This is a genomic window from Colwellia sp. SU-HH01217 (assembly GCF_057543495.1).
This window is the reverse complement of sequence record NZ_BAAJLX010000009.1, coordinates 24183-45234: the sequence shown is the minus strand read 5'-3', so window position 1 is coordinate 45234 and position 21052 is coordinate 24183. Positions and strand designations below refer to the sequence as shown.

21 protein-coding genes are annotated in these 21052 nt (G+C 38.5%); 16 read left to right on the top strand and 5 right to left on the bottom strand.

Annotated features, from left to right (window positions below; all coding sequences use genetic code 11):
* Positions 1-3 precede the first annotated feature (3 nt).
* The gene (locus tag AC27G3_RS12020; RefSeq protein WP_487121849.1) at positions 4-1902 is read left to right on the top strand and encodes a YidH family protein; all 1899 of its coding nucleotides are present in this window, start codon (positions 4-6) and stop codon (positions 1900-1902) included.
* An 80-nt stretch (positions 1903-1982) separates the two neighbouring features.
* Here the strand turns inward: AC27G3_RS12020 and pckA are convergent, their stop codons facing one another.
* From pckA to hslR, 3 genes are all read right to left on the bottom strand, one after another.
* Positions 1983-3593, bottom strand: coding sequence for a phosphoenolpyruvate carboxykinase (ATP) (gene pckA / locus AC27G3_RS12015; RefSeq protein WP_487121847.1), 1611 nt, complete (start codon positions 3591-3593; stop codon positions 1983-1985).
* A 388-nt stretch (positions 3594-3981) separates the two neighbouring features.
* The gene (gene hslO, locus AC27G3_RS12010; RefSeq protein ID WP_487121845.1) at positions 3982-4857 is read right to left on the bottom strand and encodes an Hsp33 family molecular chaperone HslO; all 876 of its coding nucleotides are present in this window, start codon (positions 4855-4857) and stop codon (positions 3982-3984) included.
* Positions 4857-5267 (bottom strand): ribosome-associated heat shock protein Hsp15, encoded by a 411-nt coding sequence (gene hslR / locus AC27G3_RS12005; protein ID WP_487121843.1) that lies wholly within the window; start codon positions 5265-5267, stop codon positions 4857-4859. Before hslR ends, hslO begins: the two co-directional genes overlap by 1 nt.
* 218 nt (positions 5268-5485) lie before the next feature.
* On the opposite strand from hslR, the gene gspC reads away from it, so the two are divergent.
* The 12 genes from gspC to AC27G3_RS11945 all read left to right on the top strand — a co-directional run bounded on the left by gspC (position 5486) and on the right by AC27G3_RS11945 (position 17519).
* On the top strand, positions 5486-6430 hold the full coding sequence (gene gspC, locus AC27G3_RS12000) for a type II secretion system protein GspC (RefSeq protein WP_487121841.1): 945 nt from the start codon (positions 5486-5488) through the stop codon (positions 6428-6430).
* 131 nt (positions 6431-6561) lie between these two features.
* Positions 6562-8658 carry a type II secretion system secretin GspD gene (gene gspD / locus AC27G3_RS11995; protein ID WP_487122014.1) on the top strand — a complete coding sequence of 699 codons (2097 nt, stop codon included), beginning with the start codon at positions 6562-6564 and terminating at the stop codon, positions 8656-8658.
* 2 nt (positions 8659-8660) lie between these two features.
* Positions 8661-10241: a type II secretion system ATPase GspE gene (gene gspE, locus AC27G3_RS11990; protein WP_487121839.1), complete on the top strand. Its 1581-nt coding sequence runs from the start codon at positions 8661-8663 to the stop codon at positions 10239-10241.
* An 8-nt stretch (positions 10242-10249) separates the two neighbouring features.
* Complete coding sequence (gene gspF / locus AC27G3_RS11985) at positions 10250-11476, top strand: type II secretion system inner membrane protein GspF (protein WP_487121837.1); 1227 nt, start codon at positions 10250-10252, stop codon at positions 11474-11476.
* 48 nt (positions 11477-11524) lie between these two features.
* Positions 11525-11986, top strand: coding sequence for a type II secretion system major pseudopilin GspG (gene gspG / locus AC27G3_RS11980; RefSeq protein WP_487121835.1), 462 nt, complete (start codon positions 11525-11527; stop codon positions 11984-11986).
* A 36-nt stretch (positions 11987-12022) separates the two neighbouring features.
* Positions 12023-12760, top strand: coding sequence for a type II secretion system minor pseudopilin GspH (gspH, locus tag AC27G3_RS11975; RefSeq protein ID WP_487121833.1), 738 nt, complete (start codon positions 12023-12025; stop codon positions 12758-12760).
* Position 12761: 1 nt separating this feature from the next.
* On the top strand, positions 12762-13136 hold the full coding sequence (gene gspI / locus AC27G3_RS11970; RefSeq protein ID WP_487121831.1) for a type II secretion system minor pseudopilin GspI: 375 nt from the start codon (positions 12762-12764) through the stop codon (positions 13134-13136).
* Positions 13136-13879, top strand: a complete 744-nt coding sequence (gene gspJ / locus AC27G3_RS11965) for a type II secretion system minor pseudopilin GspJ (protein ID WP_487121829.1) — start codon at positions 13136-13138, stop codon at positions 13877-13879. Before gspI ends, gspJ begins: the two co-directional genes overlap by 1 nt.
* On the top strand, positions 13879-14910 hold the full coding sequence (gspK, locus tag AC27G3_RS11960) for a type II secretion system minor pseudopilin GspK (RefSeq protein WP_487121828.1): 1032 nt from the start codon (positions 13879-13881) through the stop codon (positions 14908-14910). Before gspJ ends, gspK begins: the two co-directional genes overlap by 1 nt.
* The gene (gene gspL, locus AC27G3_RS11955) at positions 14910-16220 is read left to right on the top strand and encodes a type II secretion system protein GspL (protein ID WP_487121826.1); all 1311 of its coding nucleotides are present in this window, start codon (positions 14910-14912) and stop codon (positions 16218-16220) included. The genes gspK and gspL overlap by 1 nt, the downstream gene beginning before the upstream one ends.
* Positions 16217-16687, top strand: coding sequence for a type II secretion system protein GspM (gene gspM / locus AC27G3_RS11950; RefSeq protein ID WP_487121824.1), 471 nt, complete (start codon positions 16217-16219; stop codon positions 16685-16687). Before gspL ends, gspM begins: the two co-directional genes overlap by 4 nt.
* Before the next feature lie 91 nt (positions 16688-16778).
* Positions 16779-17519 (top strand): type II secretion system protein N, encoded by a 741-nt coding sequence (locus tag AC27G3_RS11945; RefSeq protein ID WP_487121822.1) that lies wholly within the window; start codon positions 16779-16781, stop codon positions 17517-17519.
* 85 nt (positions 17520-17604) lie between these two features.
* Here AC27G3_RS11945 and AC27G3_RS11940 read toward each other — a convergent pair whose 3' ends face one another.
* Both AC27G3_RS11940 and yrfG read right to left on the bottom strand, forming a co-directional pair.
* Entirely contained in the window at positions 17605-17985 is a 381-nt protein-coding gene (locus AC27G3_RS11940) for a VOC family protein (RefSeq protein WP_487121820.1), read from the bottom strand.
* A 78-nt stretch (positions 17986-18063) separates the two neighbouring features.
* Complete coding sequence (yrfG, locus tag AC27G3_RS11935) at positions 18064-18723, bottom strand: GMP/IMP nucleotidase (RefSeq protein WP_487121818.1); 660 nt, start codon at positions 18721-18723, stop codon at positions 18064-18066.
* A gap of 228 nt (positions 18724-18951) precedes the next feature.
* Here yrfG and nudE point away from each other — a divergent pair, with 228 nt between their 5' ends.
* From nudE to AC27G3_RS11920, 3 genes are read left to right on the top strand one after another with little or no spacing between them, the layout of a single operon-like run.
* Positions 18952-19560: an ADP compounds hydrolase NudE gene (gene nudE / locus AC27G3_RS11930; RefSeq protein ID WP_487121816.1), complete on the top strand. Its 609-nt coding sequence runs from the start codon at positions 18952-18954 to the stop codon at positions 19558-19560.
* Positions 19557-20375 (top strand): 3'(2'),5'-bisphosphate nucleotidase CysQ, encoded by an 819-nt coding sequence (cysQ, locus tag AC27G3_RS11925; RefSeq protein ID WP_487121814.1) that lies wholly within the window; start codon positions 19557-19559, stop codon positions 20373-20375. Before nudE ends, cysQ begins: the two co-directional genes overlap by 4 nt.
* A gap of 39 nt (positions 20376-20414) precedes the next feature.
* The gene (locus AC27G3_RS11920; RefSeq protein ID WP_487121812.1) at positions 20415-21011 is read left to right on the top strand and encodes a YceI family protein; all 597 of its coding nucleotides are present in this window, start codon (positions 20415-20417) and stop codon (positions 21009-21011) included.
* The last annotated feature ends 41 nt before the right edge of the window (positions 21012-21052 follow it).

Genomic DNA, 21052 nt, shown 5'->3' with positions numbered 1-21052 from the left:
ATAATGGCATTTGATTACGGTTCGATAGATCTAGGGCTGAAAAATCCATTTAAAAAAGAAGGATTAGTTACTGCCATTCGCGGGACTGTACAGTTGTTAGCGGGTTTATATTTATTAATAGAAGCGGCTAGTCTGGTAAAGAGTGATGCGGGTCTCGGTTGGATACTTGTCGCATTTGGTGCTTTTTTATTAGGTGGCGGTGTGCAAGCACTTGGCAGCGGTATTTATGCTAGCTTGAAATATTTTGTGGGTCGCAACCATCCTACCTCATTAGCGAGAAACTACAGCCCATCTGAAAAAAGCACCTCGCAAGAAGAAGCTAAATACGTTGCTTACTCAGATCACACCATTGAAGAGATGCTAGTTGGCCGAAAAAATAGCACTTTTGTCGAGCCTGTAGGTTTTCTAGCTCGGTTGCTTCACAGTGTGTTCCCTAAACTACTGTTTATGCCTTACCCTATTAGAAATATGGCTCAACGTATTTTTGGTGCTTGGGTTAAAACATTTGTGGCCGTTGTTGCTTTTGGTTTTGTTGCTTTTGTCTCGTTAGCCGGTTTTGCTGGTGAAGCAGGCGAGTTAATATTTCCCATATATTCTGCATTGCTAATGGTATACATTTCTTTAGTCTGGTTTTCGACGGGTAGAGCAATTTCGCGTGGTGCTGAAAAAAATATTGAATCACTTGGCGGAGGGACTTTTGTTCGTGTGCTAACCGTGGCCATAATAATGCCTGTCATTATTGGTGTGGGCCTGTCTTGGTTGATGAGCCAAGGCCATACGTCTGCTAGTGAAATTGACAACGTTCTTTCTTCATTACCTAATTTACACGCAACTTGGTATTTGATCTGTTTATTTATCGCGGCATCATTTTGTACGGCAATTATCGGTTATATGCTCTATTGTCGAATTTCAAATGCAAACCCGTTGTCTGAGGTTTCTGAGTTACGAGAAAATTGGCAAGAGTCTGTACACCCTAATGAGATTTTCATCAATCTTGATAACCTTGTAATGGCTAATAGACGTTACAAGGAAGTACCTAATAGAGTATATCGCGAGCTTGATCCAAATTTAGAAGAGCAAGTAGAAGGCAAAGGGGCTTTTAAAGGCGAGTTAATTCAAGAAGTTCAGCCTAAAGTTAAACCGCTATCTTTAGGAACCGCGTTTGAAAATACTCGGCTATTAAGTTTAATTGTTGGTAATGTTCTTCATTTAGTTGCCATTGTCTTCACCTTTATTTTAGCTTACTCATTTGTTGATATTTACAGCTTTTTGAAAACCGTAGAATTGTCAGAGGTGACTTTTGATCTAAACTCGGCGAACACAGCCAACTTTTTTGATTTGCTTATTATCATAGTGCACTTTTTATTAATCACTTTTATGTTTCGCGCTTTTGCTAAGCTGTTAACCAATTCAGCGCACTTGTTTTATGCTGAAATACAGTTTGAATCGTTATTGGTTTATTTTAAATGTGAAGGCACTTTTACTGAGTCAAAAATATCGACAGGTACTGGTATTCACGACAGTACTCGTTCAGAAAACACCTTAGTCAGAAGTAGTATTACGCCTTGGGTTATTGTAACGCGCATTGTCAGTACCACTTTTGCAGCCACGGGCATGCAAAATTTAGAGCATCCTCGATATATTTTAGAAATGAATAAGTCAGAAACTGATTTACAGGCTATCAAAGATGACGTAGTTGGCTTCCTTAAAAATAGAGAGTCGATAGCCTCTATTACCAGTGAACGGGATTTAGGAAATGCGTCTCAAATTCACCAGTTAAACCAACAAACCCGAGCACTAAATGATATACCTCGAACAGACAAACTGTCTAAAGACGAGGATGCAGCAGGCTATTTAAGGCAAGAGGACGAATTGTCGCCAACTCCAGATAAAGACGCTTAATTTACGCGTACGTTTGATACAAAAAAGCCACGATTAAATGATTAATCGTGGCTTTTTTATCGGTTATTTTAACGCCTCAGTTATAATTGAGGACCTGCAGCAACTAATGCTTTACCGTTTTCGGTGTCAGTGAACTTTTCAAAGTTATTAACAAAACGTTCTGCTAAATTCTGTGCTTTAGCTTCCCATTCGCTGCTATCGGCGTAGGTGTTTCTAGGGTCAAGAATATCACCTTCAACACCAGCAACACTATTAGGTACCGCTAAGTTGAACATAGGTACAATTGTTGTTTCCGCATTATCAATTGAACCGTCTAAAATTGAGTCAATAATTGCGCGAGTTGCTTTAATTGAAATACGCTTACCTGTGCCATTCCAACCGGTATTCACTAAATAAGCTTCAGCACCAACAGCTTCCATACGTTTATGTAAAACTTCAGCATATTGTGTAGGGTGTAAACTTAAGAAAGCAGCACCAAAACAGCTTGAAAATGTAGGTGTTGGTTCAGTAATTCCACGCTCAGTACCAGCTAATTTAGCTGTAAAACCTGAAAGGAAGTAATATTCAGTTTGCTCAGGCGTTAATTTAGCAACAGGTGGTAAAACACCAAAAGCGTCAGCCGTTAAGAAAATAACTTTCTTAGCGTGTCCAGCACGTGATACCGGCTTAACAATGTTATCTATGTGATGAATAGGGTAAGAAACACGCGTGTTTTCAGTTTTTGAATTGTCATCAAAATCAATTTTACCGTTAGCATCAACCGTTACATTTTCTAATAATGCATCACGACGGATTGCATTATAAATATCAGGTTCATTTTCTTTACTAAGATTAATGGTTTTAGCATAACAACCACCTTCAAAGTTAAACACGCCGTTATCATCCCAACCATGTTCATCGTCACCAATTAATTGGCGTTTTGGATCAGTTGACAGTGTCGTTTTACCTGTACCTGATAATCCGAAGAAAATAGCCGTGTCGCCGTCTTTACCAACATTTGCACTACAGTGCATTGAAGCGATGCCTTGAAGAGGAAGGTAATAGTTCATCATTGAGAACATACCTTTTTTCATCTCACCGCCGTACCAAGTACCGCCAATAAGTTGAATTTTTTCTGTTAGGTTAAAAGCAACAAAATTCTCCGAATTAAGTCCTTGCTCTTGCCACTTGTCATTAACCGTTTTAGCGCCATTCATTACGACAAAGTCAGGCTGGTATGTTTTTAATTCTTCTTCGCTTGGACGGATAAACATGTTCTTAACAAAATGCGCTTGCCATGCCACTTGGGTAATAAAGCGAACCTTTATACGTGTTGCTTCATCAGCGCCACAGTATGTGTCTACCACGAATAAACGTTGATTTGATAATTGGCTAGTCACTAAACCTTTTAAATGATCCCAAGTTTCTGGAGTCATAGGCTTATTGTCATTCTTACCTTGATCAGACCACCATACAGTGTCACGCGTTGTATCGTCACGCACAATGTATTTATCTTTTGGAGAGCGGCCGGTAAAAATACCTGTGTCAACGTTGACAGCACCGAGCTCTGTCACTACACCTTTATCAAAGCCTGAAAGGCTTTCTTTAGTTTCTTCAGCAAAAAGTAGTTCGTATGAAGGGTTGTAAACAATTTCTTCAACGTCATTAATGCCGTATTGAGATAAATCAATCGAGTTTTCTAAAGCGGTCATAGCAAAAACACTCCAAAGGTATGACAAAGTTAAGTTATATACCTAAACCACTTCAAAAAACGCCTTAAAGAGGCTTGGGTATATAAATTAAGAGAACATTTTTGATGTCATTCTTTTAGGGCGCTCATTCTAGGGGATCAGCGGTCAAAACTAAAGCAAAAAATCGCATATGATGAAAGTTTTCAGTATAAGTTACATTTATGAGGAAAAGCGAGTAGTGATATATGTTTGACGATGAAAAGAGTTTGTTGAAAGTGTCATCTTTAATGACAGCGCTATCGTATTTTGTCAGTGTACGAGTAAGGGGCGAATACGCAGCTATTTTAAACAAAAAAAAGCTAATGAAATAATAACATTAGCTTTTAGATTGGGATAATTGAAGTAACTTTTAGTGCTTTGTTTCTGTGATGTAACTGGCGAGTTGTTGCTCATCAAAGGCGTAAGTTGTTAAACAATAATCACAGGTCATACTAACATTGCCTTGTTCTTTGATAATTGACTTAATTTCGCTTGGTTCTATTTGAGCAATAGCTGTTAAACACTTTTGAGCGGAACAACCACAAACAAAAGACACATTTTGCGGCTCAAATAATCGAACTTCTTCTTGGTGATATAAACGATACAGTAGTTGTTCGGCGTCAAGTTCAAAAATTTCTTTTTGTTTAATGGTATTGGTTAACTGCGATAAATGCTCGAAATCACTTTCTCGTTTGTCAATATCACCACCGTCTGCATCTTTGCTACCAGGAATTAACTGAATTAAACTGCCGGCAACTTGTTGTTTTTCATCATCACTAAATAACCAAATTTTTGTTGGTATTTGCTCAGATACATCAAAGTAATGTGCTAAACAATCAGCTAAGGTAGCTTCTTCTAAAGCAACCACGCCTTGGTAAGCATCACCTTCTTTAGGTCGAATGGTAATGATCATGTTACCTTTGCCAATAAGCGCTTTTAAACCAGACGCTTGTGTTTCTTCATTAAGACGAGCGATACCGCGCATCTCTTGATTATTATTGCCGTTCATTGCCATATAACTCACAGGTCCATCACCTTGCAGTTGTACGGTTATATCACCTTCAAACTTAATGGTTGCGGTTAATAAACAAGTGGCTGCCATTAACTCGCCTAACAACACTCTCACGCCTTGAGGATAATTATGGTTAGCAATACTTTGTTGATAACTGTTAGCTAATTGAACGAGTTCTCCGCGTACATGTAAGTCGTCAAATAAATAGCGATTTAAAACATCTTGGCTAGACATTATTCATTGTATCCTTCTTTTAATTGCCTAATTTGGCGGCGTTGTTTTTTATCGGGTTTAGTATCACTAGCAGGGCTTAATAAAATCCCTTGCTGACGAGCTAGTGATGTTTTTTCTCGAATTTTAATACTCTCAGGTGTTTCTTTATATAAAGTCAGTGCAAAAGTTGCATCGCGTCTTTTATCTGCCAACGCGATAACAACGACTTCTTTTTCATCAAACCCTTGTCGAACTTTAATTGTGTCACCTAAAGTTACACTTTTTCCTGATTTACTTCGTTGACCATTATAGAACACTTTGCCGCCATCAATCATCTGTTTTGCGATTGCACGTGTTTTATAGAAGCGTGCAGCCCATAACCATTTATCTAAGCGGGTTGAAGTGTTTTCAACTGTTTTTGGATTACCCATAATTGCTCTTAATTTGAATACGCTGTTTACGGTTTTTTCTGAATTGTCACTGTCATTTTAATTCATTGTATAAAATATCTAAAAATAAACCATGAAATATGCTGACAGTGCTTGTTGCTTAGCCAAGGGTCAAGTATTATCAAACGGTATACTATTTCCAATAACAACAATTTAACATGTTTATCAATACGTAAAATAACTATAATTATCGAAGTATCATGCAATTACCTAACAACTTAGCTTCATTAACCGAAATGCTAGCTAAACTTCCTCAACAACAAATCGCCAGAACCATTAGTGGATTACTGATGGTATACATTGCCTACTTGGCTGCTCAAGTTACTTGGATGTATGTGCCGAGTGACAAAATATCAAGTCAGTCCTCAAAAAGTTTACCTGCTTTCGCTAATAATAAACAATCGTCAATCAATGTTGATGAGTTAGAGAAGCTGCACTTATTTGGTATCTATAACGCGTTGCCAGTTGAAAAAGTAATTGAAATTCAAGATGCACCAGAAACACGATTAAACCTGACATTATCTGCGGCGGTCGCCAGTGATGAGCTGAATTTAGCCGCAGCGATAATTGAAAATAAAGGCACACAAGAAACCTATGGTATTGGTGATATGATTACTGGCACCAAAGCGACTCTTGAACAGGTGTTAATTGATCGAGTGCTTATTAAGCAATCTGGCCGTATGGAAACCTTAATGCTTGATGGTTTCGATTATAAAAAGATATCGCGAGATGACGACAACAAAAATTTATTATCGGAGCCGCCACCTGCACCTTTTCCTGTGAGTACAGAAACGGCGACGGTTGTTGATATGCGTGATAATGAGGAATTGGCTCGTCAAGCCAGTAATTTAAAAGATGATTTAAGCCAAGACCCTGGGAATTTAGCGGATTATTTAAAAATTTCTCCGCAACGTAACGGTAGAGATATTATTGGTTATCGACTTATGCCAGGAAAAAACCCTGAATTTTTCAAAAATTCCGGGCTACAGTCTGGCGATGTAGCTGTTCAAATGAATGGTTACGATTTAACAATACCTAGCGAAGCTGCCCAAGCAATGATGGCACTTAAAGATGAATATCAAGTCTCTTTGTTAGTTGAACGCAAAGATGGCGTAACAGAAATATTATTTACTATTGCTAACTGATTATGCCCAGCATAGCTAGCAACATAAATTACAACAGATAAGTAGTAAGAGGATTTTTTTATATGCGCAATTTTTTAAAACGCGTAGTTTTTCTTAGCAATAAACGCCGTATCGGTTCGATAAGTGGCGTGATGCCAAGCATTTTTACAGCGACAATGGTGAATTGCGTATTGTTTAGTGCTGCTGCGAGTGCGGCTAATTATTCTCCCAATTTTAAAAATACTGAAATTACTGAGTTTGTTAATATTGTTGGAAAAAATCTGAAAAAAACCATGATTGTTGACCCAAATGTTCGGGGCAAAGTTAATGTGCGCAGTTATGATTTACTCACCGAAGATCAATATTATCAATTCTTTTTAAATGTCTTAGAAGTTTATGGCTTTTCTGCGGTAAAAATGGATAACAACATTATAAAAGTTATTCGTAATAAAGACGCAAAAACGGCTGCTATTCCTGTTGTTGGCGATAAAAACCCAGGTATCGGCGATGAAATGGTTACCCGAGTCGTAGAAGTTAAAAACGTGACGGTAAGAGAGTTAGTCCCTTTATTGCGTCAGTTATCAGACCAAGCCGGTGGCGGTAACGTAGTTAACTACGATCCTGCCAATGTTATTATGCTAACCGGTACAGCTGCGGTGGTTAATCGTCTTGTTAGAATTATTGAAAAGGTAGATCGTGCAGGCGATCAAGACGTACAAATTATTAAGCTCGAATATGCATCTGCGGGTGAAATGGTACGCATCATCGAAGCTATGAATAAGTCAACGAGTGGTAAAGGTGCATCAACCCCGACATTTTTAATTCCAAAGATTGTAGAAGATGAGCGAACTAACAGCGTTATTATCAGCGGTGAAATAAAAGCAAGAGAGCGTATAGCTCGACTAATTTCACGCTTAGACGGTGAGTTAGAAACCAACGGAAACACGCGTGTTTACTCGTTAAAATATTCCAAAGCCGAAGACTTAGTTAAAGTGCTTAAAGGTGTGAGTGAGTCAATCGAATCGGAAGCAAACGGCACTAAAACTCCTCAAAGAGGATCTGCAAAGAAAAACATCAGCATAGATGCTCACGAATCGACTAATACCCTAGTGATTACCGCACAACCTGACATGTTAAGATCGTTAGAGGCGGTTATTCGTCAACTAGATAAGCCACGGGCACAAGTGCACATTGAAGCGATTATTGTTGAAGTGTACGAAACCGATGGCGTCAGTTTAGGTGTGCAATGGTATAACGAGCAAGGTGGTTTTACCCAATTTACTAATGGTCCTGCGTCTATTACTAATGTTGCAGCAGGTGCTATTGCAGCAGAAAGTATACCTGGAACAAAAGGCTCTACAGTTACCGCTGTTGATGGTTCAGTGACAGTGAATCCAGACCAACCTGATACTCGAGGTGATTATTCATTAATCGCAGAAGCACTAGGCTCGGTGAGCGGTATGATGTTTGGAGTCATGAAAAATGACTGGGGCGCAATCATTCAAGCGGTCAGTCAAGACACCAATGCCAATATCCTTGCAACGCCAAGCATTACTACGCTAGACAACGAAGAAGCTTACTTTTTAGTGGGTCAAGAGGTTCCTATTTTAACGGGCTCTACCGCAGGTAGTAATAACAACAACCCCTTCCAAACGGTTGAACGTCAAGAAGTGGGTATTAAGTTATTAGTCACTCCTCAAATTAATGAAGGCTCTGGTGTACAGTTAATGATTGAACAAGAAGTTTCGTCGGTCAGTGGCGCCACAGGTGTTGATATTGGTATTAATAAACGTGAGATTAAAACCACAGTAATGGCAGGCTCAGGCGAAACAATTATCCTTGGTGGTTTAATTGACGAAGATGTACAAGAGAGTGTGCAAAAAGTGCCGCTATTGGGAGATATTCCAATTATTGGTCACTTATTTAAGTCTACTAGTAATAGTACTCGTAAGCGTAACTTAATGGTCTTTATTAAGCCGACGATTATCACTGATAATCAAATGATGCGTGATATGTCGAAAGAGAAATATAACTACATTCGTGCAGACGAAATACGTAAACAAGAAGAAGGCTTGTCGTTAATGAAAGATGAGAACTTACCTATTTTACCTAAGTGGAACGATGAATTAACCTTACCGCCATCTTTTGATGAATATATTAACGGTGATATCCCTGAGACCGAAAGTGAGATGGGCGATAACGTGCAACCGTCAGACCTTAAACCTATTGATATTAAGCCAAACCAATAGCGATGACTGATTTAACCGAGCCAACTGAAAGCGAAATTTCAGCAGAAGTAGAAATCTTGCAAACCGCATCGGCCATTGAAGAACTACCTGAGGATGAAATTCTTCCTCAGGTGACTGGTCAGGTGCAATTTCCTTTTGGTTTTGCTAAACGATTTAATGTCTTACTCAGTAAAGATGACAGTGGTTATATTCTGCATTGTTTGTCGGATATTAGCCAAGCAGTAATATTAGAAGCGCGCCGTATACTTAAACGGCCGTTTAGTTTTGACTTTTTAAGCCAAGATGAATTTGAGCAGCTATTAACTGAATCGTATCAACGAGATTCTTCTGAAGCGCAACAAATGATGGAAGATATTGGTAATGAAGTCGATCTATATTCACTTGCCGATGAAATGATTGAAAGCGAAGATCTACTCGAAAACGAAGACGATGCGCCAATCATCAAATTAATTAATGCCATGCTCAGCGAAGCGATTAAAGAAAATGCCTCTGATATTCATATTGAAACATTCGAAAATGCTTTGCAAATACGCTTTCGTATTGATGGTGTGTTAAGGGAAGTATTAAAACCGCACCGCAAACTAGCCTCATTATTAGTATCGCGAATTAAAGTCATGGCCAAGTTAGACATTGCGGAAAAACGTATTCCACAAGATGGCCGTATTTCATTGAAAATTGGTGGTCGAGCGGTCGATGTTCGGGTGTCAACTATGCCAACAGGTCATGGCGAACGTGTAGTATTGCGTTTACTTGATAAAAATTCAGTACGCCTTGATTTAGAAGATCTTGGTATGACGGACATCAATCGACAGTTATTTTCATCTCTTATTGAAAAACCACATGGCATTATTTTAGTTACCGGGCCGACAGGCTCTGGTAAAAGTACCACATTGTATGCAGGTTTGACGCAAATCGATGCCAAAGAGCGAAACATCTTAACGGTTGAAGATCCCATTGAGTATGCCATTGAAGGCATAGGGCAAACCCAAGTCAATACTAAAGTGGATATGACCTTCGCTCGAGGACTGCGGGCGATTTTACGTCAAGATCCTGATGTGGTAATGATAGGTGAAATTCGAGATCTGGAGACCGCGCAAATTGCTGTACAAGCCAGTTTAACCGGACATTTGGTATTATCTACACTGCATACCAATACCGCGACAGGCGCAATTACCCGTATGGAAGATATGGGTGTAGAGCCGTTTTTATTATCGTCCAGTTTATTGGGTGTGTTGGCTCAGCGATTAGTGAGAACACTGTGTAAACATTGTCGAGAAAGCCATTTACCTGATGCAGAAGAGCTCCATCTTTTAGGTTTACCACAAGATAACCAACAAGTGATTTATCGAGCGGTTGGTTGTAGTGAGTGTAACTTTAAAGGTTACCGTGGCCGTACGGGTATTCATGAGTTACTACCTGTTGATGAAAAAGTAAGAGAGTTAATTCACAATGGAAAAGGTGAACAAGCTATTGAGAAATATTTACGTAAATCAATTCCAAGTATTAGACGTAATGGCTTCGATAAAGTGATGGAAGGCATGACAACGTTAGAAGAAGTCTTACGTGTTACACGGGAAGATTAGCAAAGATTATGGCAGCATTTGATTATCAGGCAGTAGACAGCCGCGGCAAAATAAAAAAAGGTGTTATCGAAGGCGATACCGCCAGACAAGTGCGTAACAGCTTACGCGAACAAGGGTTAATGCCAACCGAGGTTGTCGCAAGCTTAGCGAAGAAAAGTGCCGGAAAAAAATTCAGCAAGGGTAAAATAAAAGGCGGAAAAGTTTCGTCGAGTGAGTTGGCCTTAATAACCCGCCAACTAGCAACTTTAGTTGCTTCAGGTTTACCTCTTGAAGAATCGTTAATGGCGGTTGCTGAACAATGCGAAAAAAACAGTTTAAAAAGCATGATCATGGCGGTGCGCACTAAAGTTACCGAAGGCTATGCTTTAGCTGAAAGCATGGCGGAATACCCTCAAGTGTTTAATTACTTATTTCGCGCTATGGTGGCCGCCGGTGAAAAATCAGGCCATTTAGATAAAGTGCTTGACCGTTTATCTGATTACACAGAAAAGCGCCAACAAATGCGCTCTCAACTGATACAGGCTTTGGTTTACCCCATCATTATGACGGTCGTTGCAATAGGGGTTATTGCGATTTTGCTAACCAAAGTAGTACCTAAAATTGTTGGCCAATTTGAACATATGGGTGAGAACTTACCGGGTACAACCCAGTTTTTAATCGCCAGTAGTGACTTTTTACAAGCCTACGGTTTGTATTTAGTGCTGGGTTTTGCAGGGTTATTACTTGTTTTTAGTCAACTACTTAAAAAGCCTAAATTTAAATTACTTTTTCATGAAAAGCTCCTTAATGTCCCCGCTATTGGCAAAGTGGTAAAAGGCGTAAATACAGCTCGATTTTCTCGCACACTGAGCATCTTAACGGCCAGCGCCGTACCACTATTAGAGAGTATGAAAATATCAGGCGATGTCCTCGATAATATTTACATGAAAAAATGCATTAAAGACGCTTCAGACAGAGTGAGAGAAGGCACCAGTTTGCGAGTTGCTTTAGAGCAAACAAAACTTTTCCCTCCTATGATGCTACATATGATTGCTAGTGGTGAAAAAAGTGGAGAGCTAGAGCATATGCTTGGTCGTGCGGCCGACAATCAAGACCGAGAGTTTGAAGCTTTAATTAGTATATCTCTTAAGGCATTTGAACCAGCATTAATGGTATCTATGGCAATTGTTGTACTATTTATTGTTGTCGCCATTTTAGAGCCTATTTTACAACTTAATACTTTGGTCAGTGGATAAGCACTGCTAATTTACCTTTTAATTTTAAGAAAACCTAGGAATTGGATTATGAAAATAAAGATGAATCAAGGCGTTTGTAACAGCAAGGTAAAAAGTCGCGGCTTTACCATCTTAGAAATGATGGTGGTAGTTGTTATTATTGGTATTCTTGCCAGCATGGTTGTCCCTAACTTAATGGGCAGTCAAGATCGTGCGAATGTGCAAAAAGCTGTTTCCGATGTTGGCGCATTAGAGACCTCATTAAAAATGTACAAAATGGATAATTATGATTATCCAACTACCGAGCAGGGGCTTGATGCGCTAGTCACTCAAACGAGTATGGAACCAGAGCCACGTCGTTTTCCTGAAGGAGGTTATGTACAACGTTTACCTAACGATCCTTGGGGCAATGAATATCAATTATTAAACCCAGGGGAAAATGGCAAAATGGATGTTTTTTCTATGGGGCCAGACGGTGAACCAGGTACAGAAGATGATATTGGTAACTGGAATTTAGGCGACTATCAGTAATTTTAGTGGTTTTTACACTAATTTTGCCCCCCGTTTATGAATGCTAAGTTTAAAAGTCGCCAATTATTTAGCGTAAAATCAAATGGTTTTACGCTGATTGAAATGATGCTGGTTATTATGCTTATCGGCATAATGGCGACCTATATTCAGTTTAATGCGGGCGGTGATAAAAAAGAACAGTTGCTTAAACAAGAAAGCATGAGATTTGCTGGTATTTTTAATGTGGCTGCTGAGTATTCAATGCTCAATAATGTCGAGTTGGGTGTATTGGTTGATAAGACCAGTTATCAATTTTTAGCTTATGACGGTATTCGTTGGACAGATGTTGGCGAAAATGAACTTTTGGTTCAAACAACTTTACCTGAAGGTATTGAAATTACGTTAGCGTTAGAAGATCTACCAATCGAAGAGCCGCTATTATTTAGTACTGAGCTACTCGCAGAAAGTGGCTTTACTAATGAAGAAGATGAAGACGAAAGTGGATTTGATCGTTACGAGCAAGACGAAGAAGAATCCCGAGAAGAAGAAAATCAAAGCGACAATAATAATCGCTCCAATAACAGTTCAGAAAACAAGCGCAAGAAAAAACTTTTTCCACAAATTTTTATTCTCTCTGGCGGCGATATCAGTCCCTTTAGTTTAACCTTTGCGTTTAATGACGATATAACGGCAGACAGTTACTACGATCAAGAACCCCCTAAATACCGTGTCACCGGATTCTACAGCATACCGCTCAAAGTTGAGGGGCCTAAACTTGATGTTGAAGATGAATAAAATGACTCAAACAGTGAAAGGGTTTACCTTACTTGAAGTGTTATTAGCGATGGCCGTTTTTGCCATAGCAGGTGTCGCATTGTTAGGCGCTGCAGGTAATAATTTTAATAATCTTGGTCATTTAGAAGAAAAGATGGTGGCTAATTGGGTAGCCTCTAACCAGTTAGTAAGTAGTCACTTAGATAAGAGTTGGCCTCCTAAAGATAAAAAGAAAGGCCAAGTTGAAATGGCCGAAAGACAATGGTATTGGCAACAAAAAGTCATTAAAACTACAGACAAAGATATGCGCGCAATTATTATTGAAGTGCGCCGTACAGAAGATGATAAACAACTCGTCACCAGTTTAATGACTTATGTCTCTAAAGCAGATAAATAATGATTTATTTGCCTTTAGCTAAAATAAAGAATTCATCCAAGTTAATGCCTAATGGTTTTACTTTGCTCGAAGTGTTATTAGCAATTGCTATCTTTTCGATTATTAGCTTGTCGAGTTTTACCTTGTTCGACACCATAATAAGTGCCGACGAAAGATCGCAATTATCAAGTAAGCGACAAAACGAGTTACAACGGGCGTTTTTGCTAATTGAACGCGATTTATTGCAGTTGTCTCGCCGAAGTATTCGTATGAATGGCGAAGCGCCATTAAAAGAGTTTATCTACACCTCTAACAGTAATTTTGATTCCGACAATGAAACCTTAGGTTTTGTCCGCAGCGGTTGGACCAATCCAGGATTATTGCTACCACGTAGTAATATGCAATCGGTGGCTTATCAATTGAACGACGGTGTTTTACAACGGTTACATTTCAACTTTGTTGATGCAGTGGTCGGTGAAGAGCCTAAAATAAGACCGTTAATAACTGATGTAGAAGAGTTAACTTTCGAATTTTATGACGGTAAAAAATGGCAAAAAAAGTTAACCGATAATAAAGTTCCATTAGCAATTGCCATTGAATTAACGCTAGCAGATTACGGACTAGTGCGTCGCCAATTTTTAATTGCTGGTGATGATCTACAAGCCAAACCAGACGCAAGAAATAATAATAACGATTCTAATAATAATCGCTCTTCAAACAATAATAACTCATCGAGAACGCCAGAAACTAAGGTGGGTTCTTAATGCAAAATACCCTGCCAAATATTAAGACATTAACAAGCACGAGAAGCTCAAATCAACAAGGCGTTGCTTTGATTACTGTGTTATTAATTGTCGCGTTGGCGGCTATTTTGGCAACAGAAATGACCGCTCGTTTGCAATTACAAATGCAAAGAACCGCCAATATCACCTTTAACCAACAAGCATATTGGTATGCTATGGGCGCAGAAGCTTTTGCTAAGCGTGTTTTAGCGACAGACTTTAAAGACGATCCCGAAAATACTAATTTAGGGCAAAATTGGGCACAAGGTGAGACATCATATCCTGTTGATTTTGGTCAAATAACAGGTGAAATATCTGATTTACAAGCTTGCTTGAATTTAAATGGCTTAAAAGCAGAAAACAAAGAGAAAAAGGGCGGTAGTAAAAATAAAGTACCTGCAAGAGAGGCATTAGAAGAATTAATTGTTGCTTTAAATATTGATAACATTGGCCAGTTTGAAGCAGAGTCGATGGGCGATGCCTTAACCGATTGGTTAGATGAAAACAGTGCACTGTCAAGTGCCAGCGGAGCGGAAGATAACGATTACGCTTCTTTAGCTTTTCCTTATCTACCTGCCAATAACTATCTCGCCAGTGTTGAAGAATTACGTGTGGTGGCTCATTTTACTGTACCAGTAATTAATGCAATTAAACCCTATGTTTGCGTATTGCCAAATGATGCAAAACATCAAATTAACATTAATACCATTAGCCCAGATCAACCAGAATTATTGCAGGCTCTGCTTAAAATAAGTGTTGATGATGCGAGTCAAATACTCTCGGCACGTGAAGAAGATGGCTTTAAAGATGCCAATGATTTTTTTATATTACCTGAAATGAGTAAGGTAAAGTTAACTGACGAGATAAAAGATCAGTTTGTTGTTGATAGCGAATACTTTACACTTAAAACAACGGCGAGCTTTAATAGCAGTTACTTTGCACTTAATTCCATTATGAAAATAGATAATAACACCAACATTACCGTGATTAGTCGCACCATAGGACATAACTGATGGCTGAAACCTTATACATTCGCATTGGTAGCCAAGCAGAAGATAATATTCATTGGCTTATTAAATCGTCTGCTGATGAAGAAATTATTGCCAGTGGTGAGCTAGCTAATGCTAGTGAATTAACCGCATTAACACAAAAAGCCCATACTAGGGCGGTGACTGTTTTTGTACCTGCTTGCGATGTTGTACTAAAAAGCTTAATGGTACCAAGTAAGTCTGCAAGAGCAATGCGCTTAGCCGTACCCTACATGCTAGAAGAGGAATTAGCACAAGATGTAGAGCAGTTGTTTTTTGCTTACGCAGAAGTTAATACCGCGTCATCGACTGAGGAAACTAGCAATAATTGCCATACCGCTGCGGTAGACAGAAGCTTGATGCAAGAATGGCTACAATGGTTAAGCGATGCTGATATTCATTGTAATAAAATGCTGCCAGACGTATTGGCTATGCCGCTTATTGAAAACGGTTGTAGTGCTATTGTGCTAGACGAGCAAATTATTATTCGCCAAAGTGCTTGGCAAGGTATGACTATTGATTTTCCTGCTTGGCCCGTTGTTAGTCGTCAACTCATTAATCGAATGCAAAATAGTGATGTGCAAAGCGAAGCAAATGTTAATACTGACGAGGTGAATGACTTTTCATTTTGTGCTTATTCTTCACTGCCGTGTGGAGCGAGCGAGCTAAATATTCAAACCATGCCAGAAGAACTACCTTTAGCGTTATTAACTGAACATGGACAAAAACAATCGTTTAATTTAAGACAAGGCGAGTTTCAATATAAAGAGAAACGCTCTCCTGTATTAGCGAACTGGCTTTGGGCGGCAGGTTTTGCTGTGTTTGCCTTACTATTAACGGTTGGAGCAAAAGGCAGTAAGCTTTTACAATTAACAGCACAGATTGAAACCGTTGAACAGCAAATTGTCAGCAGCTATAAAAGCGCATTTCCTAACACACAGAAAGTGAGAATAAATACAGTAAAGTCTCAGCTTAAGCGTCAAATATCACAAGTAGGTGGCGGTGATAACCAAGCTGGCTTTTTATCTATGCTGTCGAAAATTCGTCCTGCATTTTCAGCTGTGCCAGAGCTTAAACCTGAATCGCTTAAATTTGACGGTAAACGCCAAGAAATAAGAATTCAAGCCGTGGCAAGTGATTATCAGCATTTTGAAAAATTTAAGAATGAAGTACTCAAAACAAAATTGAGTGTTAATCAAGGGGCTCAAAATAACCAAGGTGATGAAGTGTCAGGATCGTTTAGTATCTCCGAAAATGCGAATAGTCAACGTAGTGCTCAAGGAGGTAGATCATGAAAGATTGGTGGAAACAACTCAGTAATCAAGAGCAAAAGTTAGTGTCGATTATGGGAGTGGTGATTGGTATTTTTATTCTCTACAATTTGATTTGGCAACCATTAAACGAAAATCTGACCAAAGCTGAAAAAAAGCTAGCAAGACAACAAGCGCTTTTATCTTGGGTAGACGAAAATACAGCTCGTTTTAAGCATTTAAGTAAAAATAGTCCGTCAAAAAGTAGAGGCGGTAGCTTGTCGAGTATTGTTAATCGTACCTCTAGAAATAACCAAATTACGGTAACGCGTATGCAGCCCCAAGGTGATGAATTGCAAGTTTGGGTTGACGAGGTTTCATTTAAACATTTATTGAAATGGCTTGAGCAGCTGTCAGTAAACGAAGGCTTGCAAGTTAAAGGTATTGATTTAAGTAGCACTGAACAGTCAGGTGTTGTGAATGTACGACGATTACAATTAGGCAAAGGTTAATTGTGTTATTTAACTTGTTATTAATAGTATTGGCCATAAAAGAGAATAACCCCGTGATAGAGTTTTTGAAGACATTAGTTAGGAAGGCGGTATGAAAAAGAAGTTTGCATTAGGGGCCATTTTTTTCAGCATTTATTTAGTGTTTGTTATTGCGTTAACGCCAGCTAATTTTGCTTTTAATTTTGTTAACTTACCAAAAACAATGAGTGTTCATGGTGTTAAAGGTACTATTTGGCAGATGAGCATTGATGAGTTAGTACATCCAGAAGTCACCCTTGTTGATATTGAAGCCGATTTGAGTGTGTGGTCGTTAGTTATGATGGACCCTAAAGTGGCACTTAAATTTGGTGATCCTTTTGCTCGTGGACCATCAGGCACGCTGACCGCTTCGGGTTTTTTAGCCGATATTACTATCGACAATGCTGATATTTTATTGTCAGCCAATACAATTGCTCAAAGAATGCCTTCACCTATTCCCTTAGAGGCGAGTGGCGACGTGAATATTACTCTGGATAAATTTGTTATCGGTAAACCTATTTGTTCAACTGTGCAAGGCGATATACATTGGAGCAAAACATCGGTTACGGCATTAAATGAAACAGTTGCTTTAGGTAACTTATCCGCTAAGTTAAGTTGCGAACAAGGTGCATTGACTGCGATTATTGATGAAAAAAATGATTTGGGTATTTCATTTACTGCCTATGTAAGACCTAAAAGAATTAGTGGTAACGGTTATTTAACGCCGACTAAAAACTTTCCAGAAAAGCTTTATAATGTTTTACCTTTTCTAGGTAAATCTGACAATCAAGGTCGATATCGTTTAGGATTTTAACATCCAGTGTGATTTGAAGTTGTTGATGGCGACGATTTTAAATGACTTTCGCTTTTCGCGGTAAAGGCTCTTATTGAATTAGTTGCTAAACACGTTTATCCACTCGCCAGGGTGGGTTGAGTCGGTTTTCTCCTGCCCAATAAAGCTTAATTTTATTGCCAGATGGATCGTGCAATATTGCTTCACGCCACAGATAACTTTGATCTGTTGGCTCTTGATCAAATTTAATACCGAGCGCTTTTAACTTTGATACCCATTGATCTAGTTCTTTATGCTCAAAATAAATAACCACACCATTGAAAAATTGCTCGGTTTGTAGAGCAAGTGAAAAAGTTGAACCTCCCTCTGGGCATTCAAAACGAGCATAATGAGGTGTATCAACAATTTGAATAAAACCTAATGTTAAATAAAACGCTGCGGCTTTTTCCATATCGTTTACAGGTAATGTAATCTGGTTTAGGTTCATGCAACCTCATTGTCTATTGAGTCATTTAAATGTAGTTATTTAATAACGTGAAAAGTTAATCATCATTTTTTTAGTGAACTACTTTATATCATTAATTAGTGTGCGGTAATCTGAAACATTAATAAAGCCATCGATATTTTTAGTTGGTATTTGGCTGCTAGGGTTTGCGACAGCCATTAAGTGCGCAATACCAAACTCTTTGGCAGCAAGTAAAATTTGTTGGGAGTCATCAACAAATAAAGTTGACGTGTTATCAAATCGTAAATGCTCTTGAAGTTGTCGCCATAAGTCTTGGCTTTCTTTGGTTACACCAAAAGTGTGACAAGAAATCAACTCGCTAATATGCTCATTGAGTTGAGTTTTTTCTATTTTTAAACTTAAGGAGTCAGGGTGTGCGTTAGTGACTAAAACCACTCTTTTTCCGGCGTCTTTTAACGCGTCTAGAAATGGAATAGTGTCTGGTCTCATTTTTATTAAATGACTTATCTCATGTTTTAATTCTAAAATAGGTAAATCTAATTCTTTTTGCCAATAATCTAGGCAATACCATTGTATTCTTCCTTGTACAGAGTCATATCTTGAAGCCATCTCTTGTTTGGCTTGCGATAACGAGATCTTATTTTTTTTCGCTAAGATTTGTGGAATATACTGTTGCCAAAACTCGTTATCATAATTTAAGTCGAGTAAAGTGCCATCCATATCGAGTAGAACGGTTTGTATTGCTGACCAATTAATCATTAATTATCCCTTAAAATTAAATGTAGAGAGGCGTTGCCTTGGCTTTTGTTTTTATCTTGTCTGGTTGTAGAAATAGCGTTTGTTAGTCAATCATTTATATATATAACGAAACAGTTTCAATTTTAACTAATCAAACATAGATTTTTTAATAAAAAGGAGCCTATTATAGTGTTATATCAAATGATACCATTTATGCTAATGGCTATCAGTACTTGCGACAGGCAAATAATGACACGGAAGCAAAAATTACCGATAATTAATGTTCAAAATCAGGTGGCAAAAAGTCGTCTTTTTAGTATTGAACAACTCGACCTTACTTTCAGCAATGGTGAGCAACGCCAGTACGAGCGAATGAAAGGAGGAGGGCGTGGCGCTGTAATGATAGTGCCCATGCTTGACGAGCACACTATGTTACTGGTTAAAGAATACTGCGCAGGTACACACAGTTACGAGTTAGGCTTTCCTAAAGGCTTAATTGATGAAGGGGAGCAAGCCATTGAAGCTGCAAACCGAGAGCTTAAAGAAGAAGTTGGATTTGGCGCTCAACAATTAACGCCGATCAGGGAAGTGATGATGGCACCAGCTTTTTTTAATGCAAAAATGACCATCTTCCTTGCACAAAATCTGTATGAAGAAAAACTATTAGGTGACGAACCTGAGCCATTAGAAGTTGTACCGTGGCAACTCGATAATTACCTCGCATTACTAGATGAACCAGACTTTAACGAAGCGCGTAGTATTGCCGCTTTGATGTTAATTCGTGATCATTTTGCGAATAATTTGCCTACATCTTCCATTAATCAAAAGCCAAATAACCACTTGAGAGATTCGTTATGAGTAACGAGAAACTGCTAAATATTGCCATTAACAGTGCTAAAAAAGCGGGTGTTGAAGTGATGAAATATTACCAAAAAGGTAATTACACGGCACAAATGAAAGAAGATGATAGCCCAGTGACCAGCGCTGATATTGCTTCTAATGATATTTTGATGGATCAATTAAAAACGCTTACCCCTGACATTCCTATTATTTCTGAAGAAGTAGGTGCACTTCCGTTAAGTGAGCGCAAGAATTGGGAGCGATATTGGTTACTTGATCCTATTGATGGTACCGGAGAGTTTATTATTGGTAGTGGCGATTTTGCTGTCAATATAGCGTTAGTTGAAAATGGCTGGCCAACCATTGGAGTAATCCATGCCCCTGATCATTGCTTAACGTATTACGGCCAAAAGCAATTAGGAGCTTTTAAAGACAACTCCCAAGCAAGTCATCAAATACAAGTTGCGGATTATCATCATGATAAAGCGATAAAAGTGGCGATAAGCCGACGTCAACAACTAAATTTAATGGGACAATACCTTAACGACAAAATGAATTTTGAATATGTTGCATTAGGGAGTTGTTCTTTAAAAAATTGTTTAATTGCGGAAGGTGGTGCGGATTGTTATTTAAGAATAGGACCAACTGGTGAGTGGGATACAGGGGCAAGCCAATGTATTTTAGAACAAGCTGGCGGTAATATTATTGATAGTGAATTTCAACCGCTGAGTTACAATAAGCGAGAAAGCTTGTTAAATCCTGATTTTATTAGTTTAGGCTCACAAAATTTTCCATGGCAAGATATTATTAAAAAACACCGAGCAGCTTGGTAGTTGCTCTATTATTTCTCCTTTAAGTCAATAGGATCTCTTATGCGTTTATTTTTATTTTTTATTAGCCTTGTCGCTTTCCCTGCCTTAAGTGCTTGGCAATTAGACAATGATAAATCTTCATTAAGCTTTATTTCAATTAAAAATGGTAATGTAGCTGAGGTGCATCACTTTAATCAACTCAGTGGTACATTTGATGAAAGTGGTAAAGTAAGTTTTTCAATAGACTTACTCAGCGTTGACACTAATGTAGTTGTTCGTGATGAACGAATGAGAAAGTTTTTGTTTAACACAGACGTTTTCCCAAAAGCCAACTTTGATGCGCAAGTTGACATGGAGAAATTTAATAACATTGCGGTTGGCAGTGCTGACATGATTGAACTAACCGGAGATATTAGTCTTCACGGTAGAGTACACACCGCGGCTGTAAAAGTGGTTATTGCTAAATTAAGCAATGAGAGTTTTGTTGTTTCTAGTCTTAAGCCTATTTTGTTGTATGCAAACAACTTCGCTTTAGAAGAAGGCGTTAACAAATTAAAAGAGTTAGCTAAACTGCCTAGTATCAGTAACGCAGTACCTGTTAGCTTTATTGTGAGCTTTAATAAAGAAACAGCTGCTAAAGAAGCTAAATTAAAGTAAGTTTATTGAAATATTTACGATAAAAACGGTGTAATTAACAC

Coding starts and splice junctions, on each gene's coding strand:
- AC27G3_RS12020 (WP_487121849.1), top strand. CDS start 4: ATGGCATTTGATTACGGTTCGATAGATCTAGGGCTGAAAAATCCATTT.
- pckA (WP_487121847.1), bottom strand. CDS start 3,593: ATGACCGCTTTAGAAAACTCGATTGATTTATCTCAATACGGCATTAAT.
- hslO (WP_487121845.1), bottom strand. CDS start 4,857: ATGTCTAGCCAAGATGTTTTAAATCGCTATTTATTTGACGACTTACAT.
- hslR (WP_487121843.1), bottom strand. CDS start 5,267: ATGGGTAATCCAAAAACAGTTGAAAACACTTCAACCCGCTTAGATAAA.
- gspC (WP_487121841.1), top strand. CDS start 5,486: ATGCAATTACCTAACAACTTAGCTTCATTAACCGAAATGCTAGCTAAA.
- gspD (WP_487122014.1), top strand. CDS start 6,562: ATGCCAAGCATTTTTACAGCGACAATGGTGAATTGCGTATTGTTTAGT.
- gspE (WP_487121839.1), top strand. CDS start 8,661: ATGACTGATTTAACCGAGCCAACTGAAAGCGAAATTTCAGCAGAAGTA.
- gspF (WP_487121837.1), top strand. CDS start 10,250: ATGGCAGCATTTGATTATCAGGCAGTAGACAGCCGCGGCAAAATAAAA.
- gspG (WP_487121835.1), top strand. CDS start 11,525: ATGAAAATAAAGATGAATCAAGGCGTTTGTAACAGCAAGGTAAAAAGT.
- gspH (WP_487121833.1), top strand. CDS start 12,023: ATGAATGCTAAGTTTAAAAGTCGCCAATTATTTAGCGTAAAATCAAAT.
- gspI (WP_487121831.1), top strand. CDS start 12,762: ATGACTCAAACAGTGAAAGGGTTTACCTTACTTGAAGTGTTATTAGCG.
- gspJ (WP_487121829.1), top strand. CDS start 13,136: ATGATTTATTTGCCTTTAGCTAAAATAAAGAATTCATCCAAGTTAATG.
- gspK (WP_487121828.1), top strand. CDS start 13,879: ATGCAAAATACCCTGCCAAATATTAAGACATTAACAAGCACGAGAAGC.
- gspL (WP_487121826.1), top strand. CDS start 14,910: ATGGCTGAAACCTTATACATTCGCATTGGTAGCCAAGCAGAAGATAAT.
- gspM (WP_487121824.1), top strand. CDS start 16,217: ATGAAAGATTGGTGGAAACAACTCAGTAATCAAGAGCAAAAGTTAGTG.
- AC27G3_RS11945 (WP_487121822.1), top strand. CDS start 16,779: ATGAAAAAGAAGTTTGCATTAGGGGCCATTTTTTTCAGCATTTATTTA.
- AC27G3_RS11940 (WP_487121820.1), bottom strand. CDS start 17,985: ATGAACCTAAACCAGATTACATTACCTGTAAACGATATGGAAAAAGCC.
- yrfG (WP_487121818.1), bottom strand. CDS start 18,723: ATGATTAATTGGTCAGCAATACAAACCGTTCTACTCGATATGGATGGC.
- nudE (WP_487121816.1), top strand. CDS start 18,952: ATGACACGGAAGCAAAAATTACCGATAATTAATGTTCAAAATCAGGTG.
- cysQ (WP_487121814.1), top strand. CDS start 19,557: ATGAGTAACGAGAAACTGCTAAATATTGCCATTAACAGTGCTAAAAAA.
- AC27G3_RS11920 (WP_487121812.1), top strand. CDS start 20,415: ATGCGTTTATTTTTATTTTTTATTAGCCTTGTCGCTTTCCCTGCCTTA.